Raw genomic sequence first — 14,814 nt, 5'->3', positions numbered from 1 at the left:
CTTTTCTTGTCAGCCGCAGAATCTGCGGCTGACTTCTCTATTATCGAAATTTAGCGCCGAACAAAAGGGCAACTCTCTGATTTCCTGCGCCAAATTGATACAGGTCTGGTAATCCGCTGAACAAAAGGCGTATGGTATCTGTCACGTGACAAGACGGACCTCATCGGGCCCGCCATTCCTTTCACTTTTGAAGATTTGGTACGCACCGTAGATGAAAACGCATGAAATAAACAAAATTCGCCCCTTCAGCGCGCTGATAGACGCCTGCTGGCGGGAACCTTATAACCTGGCGCGGTTGTTGAAAGACGCTATCGCCGGAGTCACGGTCGGTATTATCGCCATTCCGCTGGCGATGGCGTTGGCGATCGCCAGCGGCGTGCCGCCGCAGTATGGTCTGTATACCGCCGCCATCGCCGGCATCGTCATCGCCGTCAGCGGCGGTTCGCGCTACAGCGTCTCCGGCCCCACCGCCGCCTTCGTGGTGATCCTCTATCCGGTCTCGCAGCAGTTCGGCCTGGCCGGCCTGCTGGTCGCCACGCTGATCTCCGGGGTATTTCTGCTGCTGATGGGGCTCGCGCGCTTTGGCAGGCTGATCGAGTACATTCCGCTGCCGGTGACGCTCGGCTTTACCTCCGGCATCGCCATCACCATCGCCACCATGCAGATCAAGGACTTCTTCGGCCTGCAGCTGACGCACACGCCGGAAAATTACGTCGGCAAGCTGTATGCCCTGCTGCAGGCGCTGCCGACGCTGGATATCGGCGATACCCTGATCGGCGCCGTGACGCTGCTGATTTTGATCTTCTGGCCCAAACTCGGCCTGCGGGTGCCCGGGCACCTGCCGGCGCTGCTGGCGGGCACCGCGTTGATGGGGCTGCTGACGCTGTTTGACCACCCGGTGGCGACCATCGGCTCCCGCTTCAGCTACCTGCTGGCCGATGGCAGCAGCGGCCAGGGCATTCCGCCGATCCTGCCGCAGCTGTTGCTGCCCTGGGATCTGCCGGGCGGCGGCGGGCAACCGTTCACTCTGAGTTGGCAAACCGTTTCCGCCCTGTTGCCGGCGGCGTTTTCGATGGCGATGCTCGGGGCGATCGAATCGCTGCTGTGCGCGGTGGTGCTCGACGGCATGACCGGCAAGAAGCATAACTCGAACAGCGAATTAATCGGCCAGGGTGCGGGCAACATCATCGCGCCGTTCTTCGGCGGCATCACCGCGACCGCTGCGATTGCCCGATCGGCCGCCAACGTGCGCGCCGGCGCCACCTCGCCGGTTTCCGCCATCATCCACGCGCTGCTGGTGCTGTTGGCGCTGCTGGTTCTGGCGCCGTGGCTCTCTTATCTGCCGCTGGCGGCGATGGCGGCGCTGCTGTTGATGGTCGCCTGGAACATGAGCGAGGCGCACAAAGTGATTTACCTGCTGCGCCGGGCGCCGAAGGACGACATTCTGGTGCTGCTGCTGTGCATGTCGCTGACGGTGCTGTTCGACATGGTGATCGCCATTACCGTGGGCATCGTGTTGGCGTCGCTGCTGTTTATGCGCCGCATCGCCCGCATGACGCGGTTGAGCGAGCTGAGCGCCGACGATGGCCGCCTGGTGCTGCGAGTGAATGGCCCGCTGTTCTTCGCCGCCGCCGAGCGTATCTTTAGCGAACTGCTGGCACGCAGCGAGGATTACCGGACGATCGTGCTGCAGTGGGATGCGGTGCCAGTGCTCGACGCCGGCGGCCTGAACGCCCTGCGGCGCTTTATCGACGTGCTGCCGGCGGATAAAAAGCTGGTGATCACCGACGTGCCGTTCCAGCCGCTGAAAACCCTGGCGCGCGCGCGGGTGCAGCCGATCGAGGGCCGCTTGCAGTTCTACCCGACGCTGCCGGAAGCGCTGGCGGCCACCGGCGCCTGAACGTAAAAAAGCCCGACGCGTCGGGCTTTTTTTTGGCGATGAGCGCTTAGTTGCTGGTATCCAGCTCCGGGAAGCTCTTCACCAGGTCGTCGATGGCTTTCATCTGCGCCAGGAACGGTTCCAGCTTGTCCAACGGTAGCGCGGACGGCCCGTCGCACTTGGCGTTGTTAGGATCCGGGTGCGCTTCGAGGAACAGCCCTGCCAGGCCAACCGCCATGCCGGCACGCGCCAGCTCGGCCACCTGAGCACGACGGCCGCCGGACGCGGCGCCGAACGGATCGCGGGTCTGCAACGCGTGGGTCACGTCGAAGATCACCGGATGGCCGCCAGTCACGTTCTTCATCACGTTGATGCCCAGCATGTCGACCACCAGGTTGTCATAGCCAAAGTTGCTGCCGCGATCGCACAGGATCACCTGGTCGTTGCCGCCCTCTTTGAACTTGTCGACGATGTTGCCCATCTGCCCCGGGCTGACAAACTGCGGCTTCTTGACGTTGATCACCGCGCCGGTTTTCGCCATCGCTTCCACCAGATCGGTCTGACGCGCCAGGAAGGCCGGCAGCTGGATCACGTCAACCACTTCAGAAACCGGCTGCGCCTGTGCCGCTTCGTGCACGTCGGTGATGATTTTCACGCCGAAGGTTTTTTTCAGCTCTTCGAAGATCTTCATCCCTTCTTCCAGGCCCGGACCGCGGTACGAGTGAATGGAAGAACGGTTGGCCTTGTCGAAAGAGGCTTTGAATATGTAAGGAATGCCCAGTTTTTGCGTCACGGTGACGTAGTGCTCGCAGATGCTCATCGCCAGGTCGCGCGATTCCAGCACGTTCATACCGCCAAACAGCACAAACGGCAGATCGTTTGCTACGTCGATGTCGCCAATGCTAACCACTTTCTGTTTCATGCTTTCGCCTTTGTTAAGGTTGTAACCGTCGCCTTGCAAACTGCACGGAGTCATTGAATTAATGCAGCGTCACCTGTTTCGGTTCAATCGAATGGATCTGCACTTTGATCACTTCGCTGACCGGGTCTTCAGGGCACTGCTCGACAAAATAGTTGAGATCGGAAATCGCGATATGGTTGCACTCCAGCTGGGCGTAAATCAGCCCACGGTCGCGGATCTCGTACGGATCTTCCGGATCGAAGCACAGCACCGTTTCGCTGGTGCGCAGCGCCATTTCCAGCTGCTTTTCTTCCATCAGGGCGGCCTTCAACGTATCCAGCATCTTGCGCACCACCATGATATTCTCGGATTCGTCGAGATCGTCGTCTTCCAGCTCGGCGCCCAGCCCCAGGTTGCCCTTGATCCACACTTCCAGCTGGTGCTCGCTCAGGGTTTCGCCGTTCAGCGGGTTGATCAGCCACAGCTCTTCATCCAGCCAATCGGCGCGCAGGATCAGCTGAGTGGGGAAAATCACCGGCAGCAGCGGCAGATCCAGCGCGTTGGCGATGTGCAGGAAGATGGTGCCGAGCGAAACCGGCGTGCCCTGCCGCCCCTCCAGCACCTTGTCCAGCCAGATGGCGTCCGACAGGCGGTACACGCCGCTGGCGCCGCCGAATCCCCAGGTCTTGTAGAACAGTTCAATGAGCGCATCCAGTTGCTGCTCCTGAGTGATATCGGCCGGCACCACCGCGCGCGCTTCGTCCACCAGCTGTTGCAGCTTGCGCTCCACGTCGGCAGCCGGGAAATCGCGCCGCACCGACTGCGACACCAGGATCACCCCTTCGCTCAGCGGCGAGGTGTTAAATTCAAAATCAGCAATGCTACTCATAGGTATCCCATCAGAAACGGTATTTTCGTCGTGGCAAGTTTAATTATCAGGTACAGGCAGCCCAACGCCAGCACGAACGCCACGGTTCGCAGCCGCTGACTTTTGGTCTTCTTGCCCAATGCGACGTAGCCAAGCAGGATATAGATAATAACGCCAAACAGCTTCTCGGTCAGCCATGAGTCCATACCCAGCAGCGGATAAAACCCGAACGTCACCACCAGCGCGATGCCGCTGACGAACAGCAGCGTGTCATTCAGGTGCGGCGCTATCTTGACCCAGCGGCGACCCATGATCGGCGAACGGCGCCACTGCCAAAAGAAACGCAGCACAAACAAGGTAATACTGATGGCGACCGTCAGCAAATGGAAATGTTTCAACGCGGTGTATGCAGTCATGGTGCTCCCTTAAATGGCCCGGGCGTCGTTATTATGAGGGGCGCTTATCCCGGCCATTGGCCGAGCGTCACGCGGTCGTTGTCGCCGTAATCACGGTGGGTGGCGACAGCGGAAAATCCGGCGGCCTGCAGCAGCGCGCGCACGCTCTCACCCTGCTGCCAGCCATGTTCCAACAGCAGCCAGCCCTGCGGCTGCAGATAGTGCGGCGCCTGGCGCACGATGGCGGCCAGATCCGCCAAACCATGCTCGGCGGCGACCAGCGCACTGCCCGGCTCGAAGCGCACGTCGCCCTGCGACAAATGCGGATCGGCGGCATCGATATAGGGCGGATTGCTGGCGATCAGCGCGAAACGTTGCCCCGCGACTGGCGCAAACCAGCTGCCCTGTAAAAATCGGACGTTGTCGATCTTCAGCTTGTGCGCATTGTGCTGCGCCAGCGCAACCGCCTCCGGCTGCACATCGACGCCGATAGCCGAACAATCCGGGCGCTCGCTGGCCAGCGCCAGCGCAATGGCGCCGGTGCCGGTGCCGAGATCGAGGAAGTGGCAGGGTTGCGGCGGCAGGCGCGCCAACGCCAGCTCCACCAGGCATTCGGTATCCGGGCGCGGGATCAGCGTCGCGGGCGAGACCGACAGCGGCAGCGACCAAAACTCGCGCTCGCCCACCAGATAGGCCACCGGCTCACCGCGTTCGCGGCGCGCCAGCAGCGTCTCCAGCTGCTGTTGCTGCGGCGGCGTCAGCACGGTTTCCCCGAACGCCATCAGGAAGGTTCTGGCCCTGCCGGTCACGAAACCCAACAGGATTTCCGCGTCGCGCCGGGCGCTGTCGCTGTGGGTCAAACGCGCGGCGGCGGCTTTCAGCCAGTGTTGATACTCCATCACTCTTGCTCGGCGGACAGCGCCGCCAGCTGATCGGCCTGATACTCCTGCACGATCGGCTGGATCAGCATGTCCAGTTTGCCTTCCATCACCTCGTCCAGGCGGTAGAGCGTCAGGTTGATGCGGTGGTCGGTCACCCGCCCCTGCGGGAAGTTGTAGGTGCGGTTACGGTCGGAACGATCGCCGCTGCCCAGCAGGTTGCGGCGAGTGGACGCCTCGGCCTGCTGGCGCTTGGCCATCTCGGCGGCGCGAATGCGCGCGCCCAGCACCGACATCGCCTTGGCTTTGTTTTTGTGCTGTGAACGTTCGTCCTGGCACTCCACCACGATGCCGGTCGGCAGGTGAGTGATGCGGATCGCCGAATCGGTGGTGTTAACGTGCTGGCCGCCGGCGCCGGAGGAACGGAAGGTGTCGATTTTCAGATCGCCCGGGTTGATGTCCGGCAGCTCGGCTTCCGGCACTTCCGGCATCACCGCCACGGTGCAGGCGGAGGTGTGGATGCGCCCCTGGGATTCGGTTTCCGGCACGCGCTGCACGCGGTGGCCGCCGGATTCAAACTTCAGCTGGCCGTACACGCCGTCGCCGGAAACTTTGGCGATCACTTCTTTGAAGCCGCCGTGTTCGCCTTCGTTGGCGCTCATCACCTCGACGCGCCAGCGGCGGCCTTCGGCGTAACGGCTGTACATGCGGAACAGATCGCCGGCGAAGATCGCCGCCTCATCGCCGCCGGTGCCGGCGCGCACTTCGAGGAAGCAGCTGCGCTCATCATCCGGATCTTTCGGCAGCAGCAAGACCTGCAGCTGCTGTTCCAGCGCTTCGCTGCTCGCCCGCGCCTGTTTCAGCTCTTCCTGCGCCATCTCGCGCATTTCCGGATCGTCCAGCATCATTTCCGCCGTCTCCAGATCCTCCTGCACCTGACGCCATTCCAGGAAGCAGCGGCTGACGTCGGTCAGCTGCGCGTATTCTCGCGACAGCGCGCGGAACCGGTCTTGGTCGGCGATGACGCCGGCATCGCCGAGCAGCGCCTGCACTTCTTCATGGCGCTCTTGTAACGCTTCCAGTTTGGCAACAATAGAAGGCTTCATGCGTGGTAATAAACCCTGTTAATAGAGAAAACTAATGCTGATCCAGCCCGAGGCTGTCGCGTAATAACTGCAACCGCTCCACGTCGCCGTCGCCGGCGGCCTGCTGGAGGGATTTGGTAGGGGCATGAATAAGACGGTTGGTCAGTTTATGGGCCAGCTCGTGAATAACCTGCTCCACGTTGGCGCCCTGCGCGATGGCGGCCAGCGCTTTGGCCTCCATCTCTGCGCGGATCTGGTCGGCCTGCGAACGGTAGTCGCGGATGGTTTCCACCGCGCCCTGCGAACGCAGCCAGGCCATGAAGTTGGTGCTTTCCTGCTGCACGATCGATTCCGCCTGCACCGCCGCCGCTTTGCGCTGCGCCAGGTTGCTTTGAATGATGGCGTGCAGATCGTCCACGCTGTACAGATAGGCGTTGGCCAGCTTGCCGACCTCCGGCTCGATATCGCGCGGTACGGCGATATCCACCAACAGCATCGGCTGGTTGCGGCGCGCCTTCAGCGCGCGCTCCACCATCCCCTTGCCGATGATCGGCAGCGGGCTGGCGGTGGAACTGATAATGATGTCGGCGTCCGCCAGACGCTCGTCGATCTCCGGCAGGGTGATCACTTCCGCGCCGACTTCCTCCGCCAGCAATTGCGCGCGCTCGCGGGTGCGGTTAGCGATGATCATATGCCGCACTTTGTGCTCGCGCAGGTGGCGCGCCACCAGCTCGATGGTTTCACCGGCGCCCACCAGCAAGACGTTGAGATCGGCCAGCGATTCGAAGATCTGCCGCGCCAGCGTACAGGCGGCGAAAGCCACGGAGACCGCGCTGGCGCCGATTTCGGTTTCGGTGCGCACGCGCTTGGCGACGGAGAAGGATTTCTGGAACAGGCGCTCCAGCTCGCCGGACAGCGACTGACCGCGTTGTGACTCGGCGAAGGCCTTTTTCACCTGGCCGAGGATTTGCGGTTCGCCCAGCACCAGCGAGTCCAACCCGCTGGCCACCCGCATCAGATGGCTGACCGCGTCGTTGCCTTGATGCCAGTAGAGGCTTTTCTTCACCTCTTCCGGACGCAGGTTGTGGTAGGCGCACAGCCAGGCGACCAGTTGTTCGTGCATGTGCTCCTGCTGCTCTACGCTGAGGTACAGCTCGGTACGGTTGCAGGTGGACAACACGACGCCGCCCTGCACCAACGGTTGTTGGAGCAAGCTGGTCAGCGCCTCATCGATGGACTCTGGCGAGAAGGTCACCCTTTCACGCAGAGAAACCGGAGCGGTTTTGTGATTTATACCTAACGCCAGCAGGGTCATTGCTTCGAGTAATACTTCTGTTGGTACGGGTTCTCGTTGAACGGCATTCTACTTGATGCGCGGGATCAATAAAAGTAACAACCGCATCTTCCGTTCAATCGCTGTCATAGACGACATCAATTAATGAATAAGTAATAAATACAGCGGGATAAATAGTCAAAGGGAAGGCTGATGGTTTAAATTTTAGCGCAGTTTGCGAAGACGCGCACGCTATTCGGCGCACATAACGGCGGCGTTTGCGCAACTCTGCACCGCTTATCGGGAGCGCCTCCCCCGCCTTCAGGCGATTGTGTTACGCTTAATGGCAACCCCGACGCGCGCGCCGCGTTGGCACTACGCCGGTAAACGCGGCAAGATTCAACGCGATGCAGCAAAAAATTGACGCGCCGCCGCCGCCCCGTTAGCGTGAGCGCTGAATCCGGGTTTCGTCGCGCATGCCCGCAAGGACAAAAGGACAAGAAAAAGTTATGCCAATACGCAAAGTTAGTTTGCTCCGTCTGATCCCGCTGGCCAGCCTGGTGCTGGCCGCCTGTACCACCACCAAGCCAACCGGCCCGGCCACCAGCCCGACCTCACCGCAGTGGCGCGCCCATGAGCAGGCGGTGCAGCAGCTTAGCACCTATCAGACCCGCGGCTCCTTCGCCTACTTGTCTGATCAGAAAAAAGTCTATGCCCGCTTCTTCTGGCAGCAGTTTTCGCCGGAGCGCTACCGCCTGCTGCTGACTAACCCGCTGGGCAGCACGGAAATGGATCTCAACGTACAGAAAAACGTGGTGCAGCTGACCGACAACCAGGGCAAACGCTACGTCAGCGACAACCCGGAAGAGATGATCCGCAAGCTGACCGGGATGGCGATCCCGCTGAACAACCTGCGCCAGTGGATGGTCGGCCTGCCGGGCGAAGCCAGCGATTTTGCGCTGGATGACCAATATCGCCTGAGCAAACTGACCTACCAGCAAGGCGGTCAAACCTGGAAGGTGGATTACCAGAGCTACAGCACCGAGGTGCAGCCGACGCTGCCGAACCGTCTGGAGCTGCAGCAGGGCGACCAACGCATCAAACTGAAAATGGATAACTGGACGCTCAAATGATCCGCCAGTGGCCCTCCCCCGCGAAGCTCAACCTGTTTCTGTACATCACCGGCCGTCGTGAAGACGGCTATCACCTGCTGCAGACGCTGTTCCAGTTTTTGGACTACGGCGACACCCTGACCATTGACCCGCGCCAGGACGATCGCATTAACCTGCTGACGCCGGTCGACGGCGTGCCGGACGAGCAGAACCTGATCGTGCGCGCCGCCCGCCTGCTGCAGCGCTATTGTGATGAACAGGGTCTGCAGACCGCACCGCGCGGCGCCGACATCAGCATCGACAAGCGCCTGCCGATGGGCGGCGGTTTGGGCGGCGGCTCCTCCAACGCCGCCACCGTGCTGGTGGCGCTGAACGAACTGTGGCGCTGCGGCCTTGACGACGACCAACTGGCAGAGCTGGGGCTCAGCCTTGGCGCCGACGTGCCGGTGTTCGTGCGCGGCCACGCCGCCTTCGCCGAAGGCATCGGCGAGCGCCTGCAGCCGGCCGAGCCGCAGGAAAAATGGTATCTGGTGGCGCATCCCGGCGTCGGCATCCCGACGCCGGTTATCTTCGGCGACGCCGAATTGAAAAGGGACACCCCGGTTCGCTCCTTAAGTGAGCTGTTGCAGGCGCCGTACGCAAATGATTGCGAACCGATCGCAAGAAAACGTTTTCGCGAGGTTGAACAGCTTCTTTCATGGCTGTTAGAATACGCCCCGTCACGCCTGACTGGCACAGGTGCTTGTGTGTTTGCTGAATTCGACACAGAAATCGCCGCCCGTCAGGTGTTAAATCAAGCCCCGGAGTGGTTGTGTGGTTTTGTAGCGCGCGGCGTTAACGTCTCCCCACTACATCGCATTCGTTCCGGGCGGTTTGAGTCGTAGCTCAACGTTTCGCTGCGCAGGGTCATGCACACCTGGCCCTGTTATCCCTGCGCTGCCTGCGGTCTCAATTTTAGTTTTACATACCCGTATGTATATTGCGCCGGCGTCGCCGACTGCCCCTTGGCGATGTCGTATGACAATATCTTCTCTGGACGCAAGCCTGAGGTTCTTCTCGTGCCTGATATGAAGCTTTTTGCTGGTAACGCCACCCCGGAACTAGCACAACGTATTGCCAACCGTTTGTACACCAGCCTTGGTGACGCCGCTGTAGGTCGTTTTAGCGACGGCGAAGTGAGCGTGCAAATCAACGAAAATGTACGCGGCGGTGATATTTTCATCATCCAGTCCACCTGTGCCCCGACCAACGACAACCTGATGGAACTGGTTGTGATGGTCGACGCCCTGCGTCGCGCCTCCGCAGGTCGTATTACCGCCGTTATCCCTTACTTCGGCTATGCCCGCCAGGATCGCCGCGTGCGTTCCGCGCGTGTGCCAATCACCGCCAAGGTGGTTGCCGATTTCCTCTCCAGCGTAGGGGTTGACCGCGTTCTGACGGTGGATCTGCATGCTGAGCAGATTCAAGGCTTCTTCGACGTACCGGTAGACAACGTGTTCGGCAGCCCGATCCTGCTGGAAGACATGCTGCAGCAGAACCTGGAAAACCCGATCGTGGTTTCCCCGGACATCGGCGGCGTCGTGCGCGCCCGCGCCATCGCCAAACTGCTGAACGACACCGACATGGCCATCATCGACAAACGCCGCCCGCGCGCGAACGTTTCTCAGGTGATGCACATCATCGGTGACGTGGCAGGCCGCGACTGCGTGCTGGTCGACGACATGATCGACACCGGCGGCACCTTGTGTAAAGCGGCTGAAGCGTTGAAAGAACGCGGTGCCAAGCGCGTATTCGCCTACGCGACGCACCCGATCTTCTCCGGCAACGCCGTGGACAACATCAAGAACTCGGTGATTGATGAAGTGATCGTCTGCGACACCATTCCGCTGTCGCCGGAAATCAAGGCACTGAAAAACGTTCGCACTCTGACCCTGTCCGGCATGCTGGCTGAAGCCATCCGCCGCATCAGCAACGAAGAGTCGATCTCTGCGATGTTCGAGCATTAATTTCGTCGTCTTTCCGGTGCGGCGCCCACTGCGCCGGAAAGATAGCGAGCCCGACAGCAGAAAAGAAAAACCCGTTGGTGCGCGAGCAACAACGGGTTTTCTACTTGTAGTCCGACATGACCTCAAACCTTAATGCACGGCAGATGTTCCCTTGCCCCGCTCTTGCTTCCCTTCTGCTTTTTTAATCAATGCGACGAACGATGTTGATCGTTGCGGCACCGTTTATCAAAGTGTTTTACCCACCAGTAGCGATCCGCCACCTGTTCGCGGCCGCCGATACGTGCGCCCACCAGCCACAACAGCGCGCCGACGAAGATGCTCATGATGGCGCCGTGGGCGAAAAATTGCGGCAGATTGAACTGGGATACTTCAGCAATAATTGAGTATCCGACGCCGCCGATCATCACGACCAGCCCCAGCCCCATAAAAAAGTTGCCCACTCTGTCCGCGCTTCTACGTTTCATATGCCACCTCCATGATTGCCATGTGCCAACCGGGATAACGCTGCAACTTGTTAACCCACTTTGATAAGTTAAGTATAGTCCCTGTTGCGGCAAGGGGATTGCGGAGGCGATCACAAATGGTAAAGAATTATTGACACTTCTTAACACAGTGCTGAAAATTAGCGGACAAATTGAATTATTAAGCTAATGAATCATTCATCTTTCTTACCCAGGGTGACGGCAGAGATCGGGTTTTGTCATTCATCGCCCCGACAGGTAGACTAAGGCCCTTTCCATTACCCTGATCATAGCGAATCTCCCAGTGAGCAGTATTAAATTGATAGTCGGTCTCGCCAACCCGGGCGCGGAATACGCCCAGACACGCCACAACGCCGGCGCCTGGTACGTCGATCTGCTGGCCCAGCGCCACAATCAGCAGTTAAAAGAAGAGAGCAAGTTCTTCGGCTACACCGCCCGTTTGAACCTGGCGGGCAACGACGTGCGCCTGCTGGTGCCGACCACCTTCATGAACCTGAGCGGCAAAGCGGTGCTGGCGATGGCCAACTTCTACCGCATCGAACCCAGCGAGATCCTGGTGGCGCACGACGAGCTGGATCTGCCGCCCGGCGTGGCCAAAATCAAGCTCGGCGGCGGCAACGGTGGCCACAACGGCCTGAAAGACATCCAAAACAAGTTCGGCAACAACCCGAACTTCTATCGCCTGCGCATCGGCATCGGCCATCCGGGCGACAAGAACAAGGTGGTGGGCTTCGTGCTCGGCAAGCCGCCGGCCAGCGAACAGAAGATGATTGACGAAGCGATCGACGAGTCGCTGCGCTGCACCGAAATGCTGATGAAGGACGGGCTGGAAAAAACCGTTCAGCGCCTGCACAGCTTCAAGGCGCAGGCCTGATCCTTGCCGCAGCGGGCGCCCTGCCCGCTGCTTGCTTTTAGCCGCGCGGGTTGAAGGTTTCCTCGCCCACCCGGCGCTCATCGGAGGTGAAGCCCTCTTCCGCCACGTAATACTGCGGATCGTCCAGCTCATGGCTGCAGAACGGCCCGGCGCGTTTGAGCAGGCGCACGCAGTCAGCGCTCAGGTGGCGCAGACGAATGCTTTTCCCCGCCGCCAGATAACGCGCCGTCAGCTTATCGATCGCCTCCACGCCGCTGGAATCCATCACCCGGGTGCCGGCAAAATCCAGCACCACGCTCTGCGGATCGTTCTGCGGATCGAACAGCTCGGCGAAAGCGGCGGCGGAGCCGAAGAACAGCGGGCCATCCAGTTGATACACCGCCACGTCGCCCGTCACCTGCCGCTGGCGCACGCGGATGCGCGCCTGCTGCCAGGCGAACACCAGCGCCGAGATAATCACCCCGCTGATCACCGCCACCGCCAGATCGGTAAAGATGGTGATCAGCGTGACGACGATCATTACCAGCGCGTCGGCTTTCGGCATGCGGCGCAAGCGGCGCAGCGAGCTCCACTCGAAGGTGTTGTAACACACCACCAGCATCACCCCGGCCAGCGCCGCCACCGGCAGCAGGCCGATATAGCGCGACAGGCTGACCACGAACAGAATCAGCAGGATGGCGCCCACCGTACCGGAGATGCGCCCGCGCCCGCCCGAGGTGAAGTTGATGATCGACTGGCCGATCATCGCGCAGCCGGCGAAGCAGCCGAACAGGCCGCATACCGCGTTACCGGCGCCCTGCGCGATACTCTCGCGATTGCCGTTGCCCTTCTTGCCGCCCATTTCATCCAGCACCGTCATGGTCAGCAGCGATTCAATCAAACCGACCAGGGCGATCACCACCGCATAGGGCAGCACCACCCGCACCATCTCCAGGGTAAACGGCGCCGTCGGCAGACTAAAGTGCGGCAGCGCGCCGGAAATGTCCGCCAGATCGCCCACCCGTAGCGTGTGCAGGTTGAGGCCGATCGCCAACGCCGAGACCACCAGCAGCGCCGCCAGCGAAGACGGAATGGCCTTGGTCAGGCGCGGGAACAGCACCACCACCGCAATCGCCAGCGCCACCAGGCCGTACATCAGCGGCCCCTGCCCGGCGATCATCTTCAGCTGCGCCAGCATGATGACGATCGCCAGGCCGTTGACGAAGCCGTGGATCGCCGGCAGCGGCACCAGACGAATGAACTTGCCCAGCCGGAAGGCGCCGATCAGGATTTGAATCGCCCCGGCAAACAGCGTGGCCCACAGCACGTAACCCATGCCGTACTGCGCCGCCAGGCTCATCAGCACCACCACAATGGAGCCGGCGGCGCCGGAAACCATGCCCGGTTTGCCGCCGAACAGCGCCGTGACCAGGCCGATAATAAACGCGGTATGCAAGCCGACAATTGGCGAAAGACCGGCGACCAGCGAAAAGCCGACCGCCTCGGGGATCATCGAAACCGCCACCACAAAGCCCGCCAGGACTTCATTTTTAACGTCCGCGATCCTGACGTTACTCAGATTAAACATGCATTATTCACTTATGACAGATGACATCATCTCCCCGCGTAGCGGGTATGGGGAGCCGCAAGGGGCGGCAGAGTGCAGGCGGGCACAGCTCAGGGTGGCGTAGGCAAGAAATACATCCGGCGCGTTTCCTGTCGGTTAATCGGAATGGCCAGTATGGGTAAATGTGATCCAAATCTCAAATAAAAACCGGCCGTCCGCGCTGCGTTCGCCCCGGCCAAGCAAGTCTGATCGAGATAAACGCCCATTACGTGTATAATGGCGGCATTATTTTGCCCTTTATGCAGTCGGTTAAACCTAACCGGCTGATAGTTAAGATATTTAAGGTGATTACAACATGGGATTCAAATGCGGTATCGTCGGCCTGCCTAACGTAGGCAAATCCACCCTGTTCAACGCGTTGACCAAAGCGGGCATTGAAGCAGCCAACTTCCCGTTCTGCACCATTGAACCGAACACCGGTGTGGTGCCGATGCCCGATCCGCGTCTGGATAAGCTGGCCGAGATCGTCAAACCGCAGCGCATTCTGCCGACCACCATGGAATTCGTCGACATCGCCGGCCTGGTGAAGGGTGCGTCCAAGGGTGAAGGCCTGGGCAACCAGTTCCTGACCAACATCCGCGAAACCGAAGCCATCGGCCACGTGGTGCGCTGCTTCGAGAACGACAACATCATCCACGTCAACAACAAGGTCGATCCGGCCGAAGATATCGACGTCATCAACACCGAGCTGGCGCTGTCTGACCTGGACACCTGCGAACGCGCTATCCACCGCGTGCAGAAAAAAGCCAAAGGCGGCGACAAAGACGCCAAGGCCGAGCTGGCGGCGCTGGAGAAATGCCTGCCGCACCTGGAAAACGCCGGCATGCTGCGCGCGCTGGATCTGACCGCAGAAGACAAGGCGGCGATCAAATACCTGAGCTTCCTGACGCTGAAGCCGACCATGTACATCGCCAACGTCAACGAAGACGGCTTCGAGAACAACCCGTACCTGGACACCGTGCGTAAAATCGCCGACGCCGAAGGCTCCGTGGTGGTCGCCGTGTGCGCCGCCGTGGAATCCGACATCGCCGAGCTGGAAGACGAAGAGCGCGACGAGTTCATGGCCGAGCTGGGCCTGGAAGAGCCGGGCCTGAACCGCGTGATCCGCGCCGGTTACGAGCTGCTGAACCTGCAGACCTACTTCACCGCCGGCGTGAAAGAAGTGCGCGCCTGGACCATCCCGGTCGGCGCCACCGCCCCGCAGGCGGCCGGCAAGATCCACACCGACTTCGAGAAAGGCTTTATCCGCGCGCAAACCATCTCCTATGACGACTTCATCACCTACAAGGGTGAGCAAGGCGCCAAAGAAGCCGGCAAAATGCGCTCCGAAGGTAAAGACTACATCGTCAAAGACGGCGACGTGATGAACTTCTTGTTCAACGTCTAACCCCTTCCCTGCAGCGTTTCTCTCCGCTGCCGGAAACGGAAAAATCCACGCTTCGGCGTGGATTTTTT

The 14,814-nt window shown here is 60.6% G+C and carries 14 protein-coding genes; 6 read left to right on the top strand and 8 right to left on the bottom strand.

Annotated features, from left to right (window positions below; all coding sequences use genetic code 11):
- Positions 1-211: 211 nt before the first annotated feature.
- Positions 212-1,900 (top strand): C4-dicarboxylic acid transporter DauA, encoded by a 1,689-nt coding sequence (gene dauA, locus WFM45_RS05660; protein ID WP_336954890.1) that lies wholly within the window; start codon positions 212-214, stop codon positions 1,898-1,900.
- 46 nt (positions 1,901-1,946) lie between these two features.
- On the opposite strand, the gene kdsA is transcribed toward dauA, so the two are convergent.
- From kdsA to hemA, 6 genes are read right to left on the bottom strand one after another with little or no spacing between them, the layout of a single operon-like run.
- A complete protein-coding gene (gene kdsA / locus WFM45_RS05655) occupies positions 1,947-2,801 on the bottom strand; it encodes a 3-deoxy-8-phosphooctulonate synthase (protein ID WP_033633672.1) in 855 nt (284 codons plus the stop codon).
- A 58-nt stretch (positions 2,802-2,859) separates the two neighbouring features.
- A complete protein-coding gene (sirB1, locus tag WFM45_RS05650; protein ID WP_015377575.1) occupies positions 2,860-3,669 on the bottom strand; it encodes an invasion regulator SirB1 in 810 nt (269 codons plus the stop codon).
- The gene (locus WFM45_RS05645) at positions 3,666-4,064 is read right to left on the bottom strand and encodes a SirB2 family protein (protein ID WP_004941079.1); all 399 of its coding nucleotides are present in this window, start codon (positions 4,062-4,064) and stop codon (positions 3,666-3,668) included. The genes sirB1 and WFM45_RS05645 overlap by 4 nt, the downstream gene beginning before the upstream one ends.
- Positions 4,065-4,108: 44 nt before the next feature.
- Positions 4,109-4,942: a peptide chain release factor N(5)-glutamine methyltransferase gene (gene prmC, locus WFM45_RS05640; protein WP_060559350.1), complete on the bottom strand. Its 834-nt coding sequence runs from the start codon at positions 4,940-4,942 to the stop codon at positions 4,109-4,111.
- Positions 4,942-6,027: a peptide chain release factor 1 gene (prfA, locus tag WFM45_RS05635; RefSeq protein ID WP_015377573.1), complete on the bottom strand. Its 1,086-nt coding sequence runs from the start codon at positions 6,025-6,027 to the stop codon at positions 4,942-4,944. The genes prmC and prfA overlap by 1 nt, the downstream gene beginning before the upstream one ends.
- A gap of 31 nt (positions 6,028-6,058) precedes the next feature.
- A complete protein-coding gene (gene hemA, locus WFM45_RS05630; protein ID WP_004941072.1) occupies positions 6,059-7,321 on the bottom strand; it encodes a glutamyl-tRNA reductase in 1,263 nt (420 codons plus the stop codon).
- Positions 7,322-7,788: 467 nt separating this feature from the next.
- Here hemA and lolB point away from each other — a divergent pair, with 467 nt between their 5' ends.
- The 3 genes from lolB to prs all read left to right on the top strand — a co-directional run bounded on the left by lolB (position 7,789) and on the right by prs (position 10,397).
- Positions 7,789-8,412, top strand: coding sequence for a lipoprotein insertase outer membrane protein LolB (gene lolB, locus WFM45_RS05625; protein ID WP_004941069.1), 624 nt, complete (start codon positions 7,789-7,791; stop codon positions 8,410-8,412).
- Positions 8,409-9,275, top strand: coding sequence for a 4-(cytidine 5'-diphospho)-2-C-methyl-D-erythritol kinase (gene ispE / locus WFM45_RS05620; protein WP_015377571.1), 867 nt, complete (start codon positions 8,409-8,411; stop codon positions 9,273-9,275). Before lolB ends, ispE begins: the two co-directional genes overlap by 4 nt.
- Before the next feature lie 174 nt (positions 9,276-9,449).
- Entirely contained in the window at positions 9,450-10,397 is a 948-nt protein-coding gene (gene prs, locus WFM45_RS05615; RefSeq protein ID WP_004941061.1) for a ribose-phosphate diphosphokinase, read from the top strand.
- Between the two features lie 185 nt (positions 10,398-10,582).
- On the opposite strand, the gene ychH is transcribed toward prs, so the two are convergent.
- A complete protein-coding gene (gene ychH / locus WFM45_RS05610; RefSeq protein ID WP_004941056.1) occupies positions 10,583-10,861 on the bottom strand; it encodes a stress-induced protein YchH in 279 nt (92 codons plus the stop codon).
- A 301-nt stretch (positions 10,862-11,162) separates the two neighbouring features.
- Between ychH and pth the strand changes: the two genes are divergently transcribed.
- Complete coding sequence (gene pth / locus WFM45_RS05605) at positions 11,163-11,753, top strand: aminoacyl-tRNA hydrolase (protein WP_021504829.1); 591 nt, start codon at positions 11,163-11,165, stop codon at positions 11,751-11,753.
- Positions 11,754-11,790: 37 nt separating this feature from the next.
- Here pth and WFM45_RS05600 read toward each other — a convergent pair whose 3' ends face one another.
- Complete coding sequence (locus WFM45_RS05600; RefSeq protein ID WP_015377569.1) at positions 11,791-13,320, bottom strand: SulP family inorganic anion transporter; 1,530 nt, start codon at positions 13,318-13,320, stop codon at positions 11,791-11,793.
- A 334-nt stretch (positions 13,321-13,654) separates the two neighbouring features.
- Here WFM45_RS05600 and ychF point away from each other — a divergent pair, with 334 nt between their 5' ends.
- Complete coding sequence (gene ychF / locus WFM45_RS05595; protein ID WP_033633304.1) at positions 13,655-14,746, top strand: redox-regulated ATPase YchF; 1,092 nt, start codon at positions 13,655-13,657, stop codon at positions 14,744-14,746.
- Positions 14,747-14,814: the final 68 nt, after the last annotated feature.

The sequence above is a fragment of the Serratia sp. KG1D genome, from assembly GCF_037150675.1.
GTDB lineage: Bacteria > Pseudomonadota > Gammaproteobacteria > Enterobacterales > Enterobacteriaceae > Serratia > Serratia nematodiphila.
This window is presented reverse-complemented; position numbering and strand designations above follow the sequence as displayed.

Bases quoted from the DNA above. Each gene is read 5' to 3' on its own strand.
- lolB (WP_004941069.1), top strand. From the start codon at position 7,789: ATGCCAATACGCAAAGTTAGTTTGCTCCGTCTGATCCCGCTGGCCAGC.
- kdsA (WP_033633672.1), bottom strand. From the start codon at position 2,801: ATGAAACAGAAAGTGGTTAGCATTGGCGACATCGACGTAGCAAACGAT.
- WFM45_RS05645 (WP_004941079.1), bottom strand. From the start codon at position 4,064: ATGACTGCATACACCGCGTTGAAACATTTCCATTTGCTGACGGTCGCC.
- ispE (WP_015377571.1), top strand. From the start codon at position 8,409: ATGATCCGCCAGTGGCCCTCCCCCGCGAAGCTCAACCTGTTTCTGTAC.
- prfA (WP_015377573.1), bottom strand. From the start codon at position 6,027: ATGAAGCCTTCTATTGTTGCCAAACTGGAAGCGTTACAAGAGCGCCAT.
- hemA (WP_004941072.1), bottom strand. From the start codon at position 7,321: ATGACCCTGCTGGCGTTAGGTATAAATCACAAAACCGCTCCGGTTTCT.
- prmC (WP_060559350.1), bottom strand. From the start codon at position 4,942: ATGGAGTATCAACACTGGCTGAAAGCCGCCGCCGCGCGTTTGACCCAC.
- ychF (WP_033633304.1), top strand. From the start codon at position 13,655: ATGGGATTCAAATGCGGTATCGTCGGCCTGCCTAACGTAGGCAAATCC.
- dauA (WP_336954890.1), top strand. From the start codon at position 212: ATGAAAACGCATGAAATAAACAAAATTCGCCCCTTCAGCGCGCTGATA.
- sirB1 (WP_015377575.1), bottom strand. From the start codon at position 3,669: ATGAGTAGCATTGCTGATTTTGAATTTAACACCTCGCCGCTGAGCGAA.
- WFM45_RS05600 (WP_015377569.1), bottom strand. From the start codon at position 13,320: ATGTTTAATCTGAGTAACGTCAGGATCGCGGACGTTAAAAATGAAGTC.
- ychH (WP_004941056.1), bottom strand. From the start codon at position 10,861: ATGAAACGTAGAAGCGCGGACAGAGTGGGCAACTTTTTTATGGGGCTG.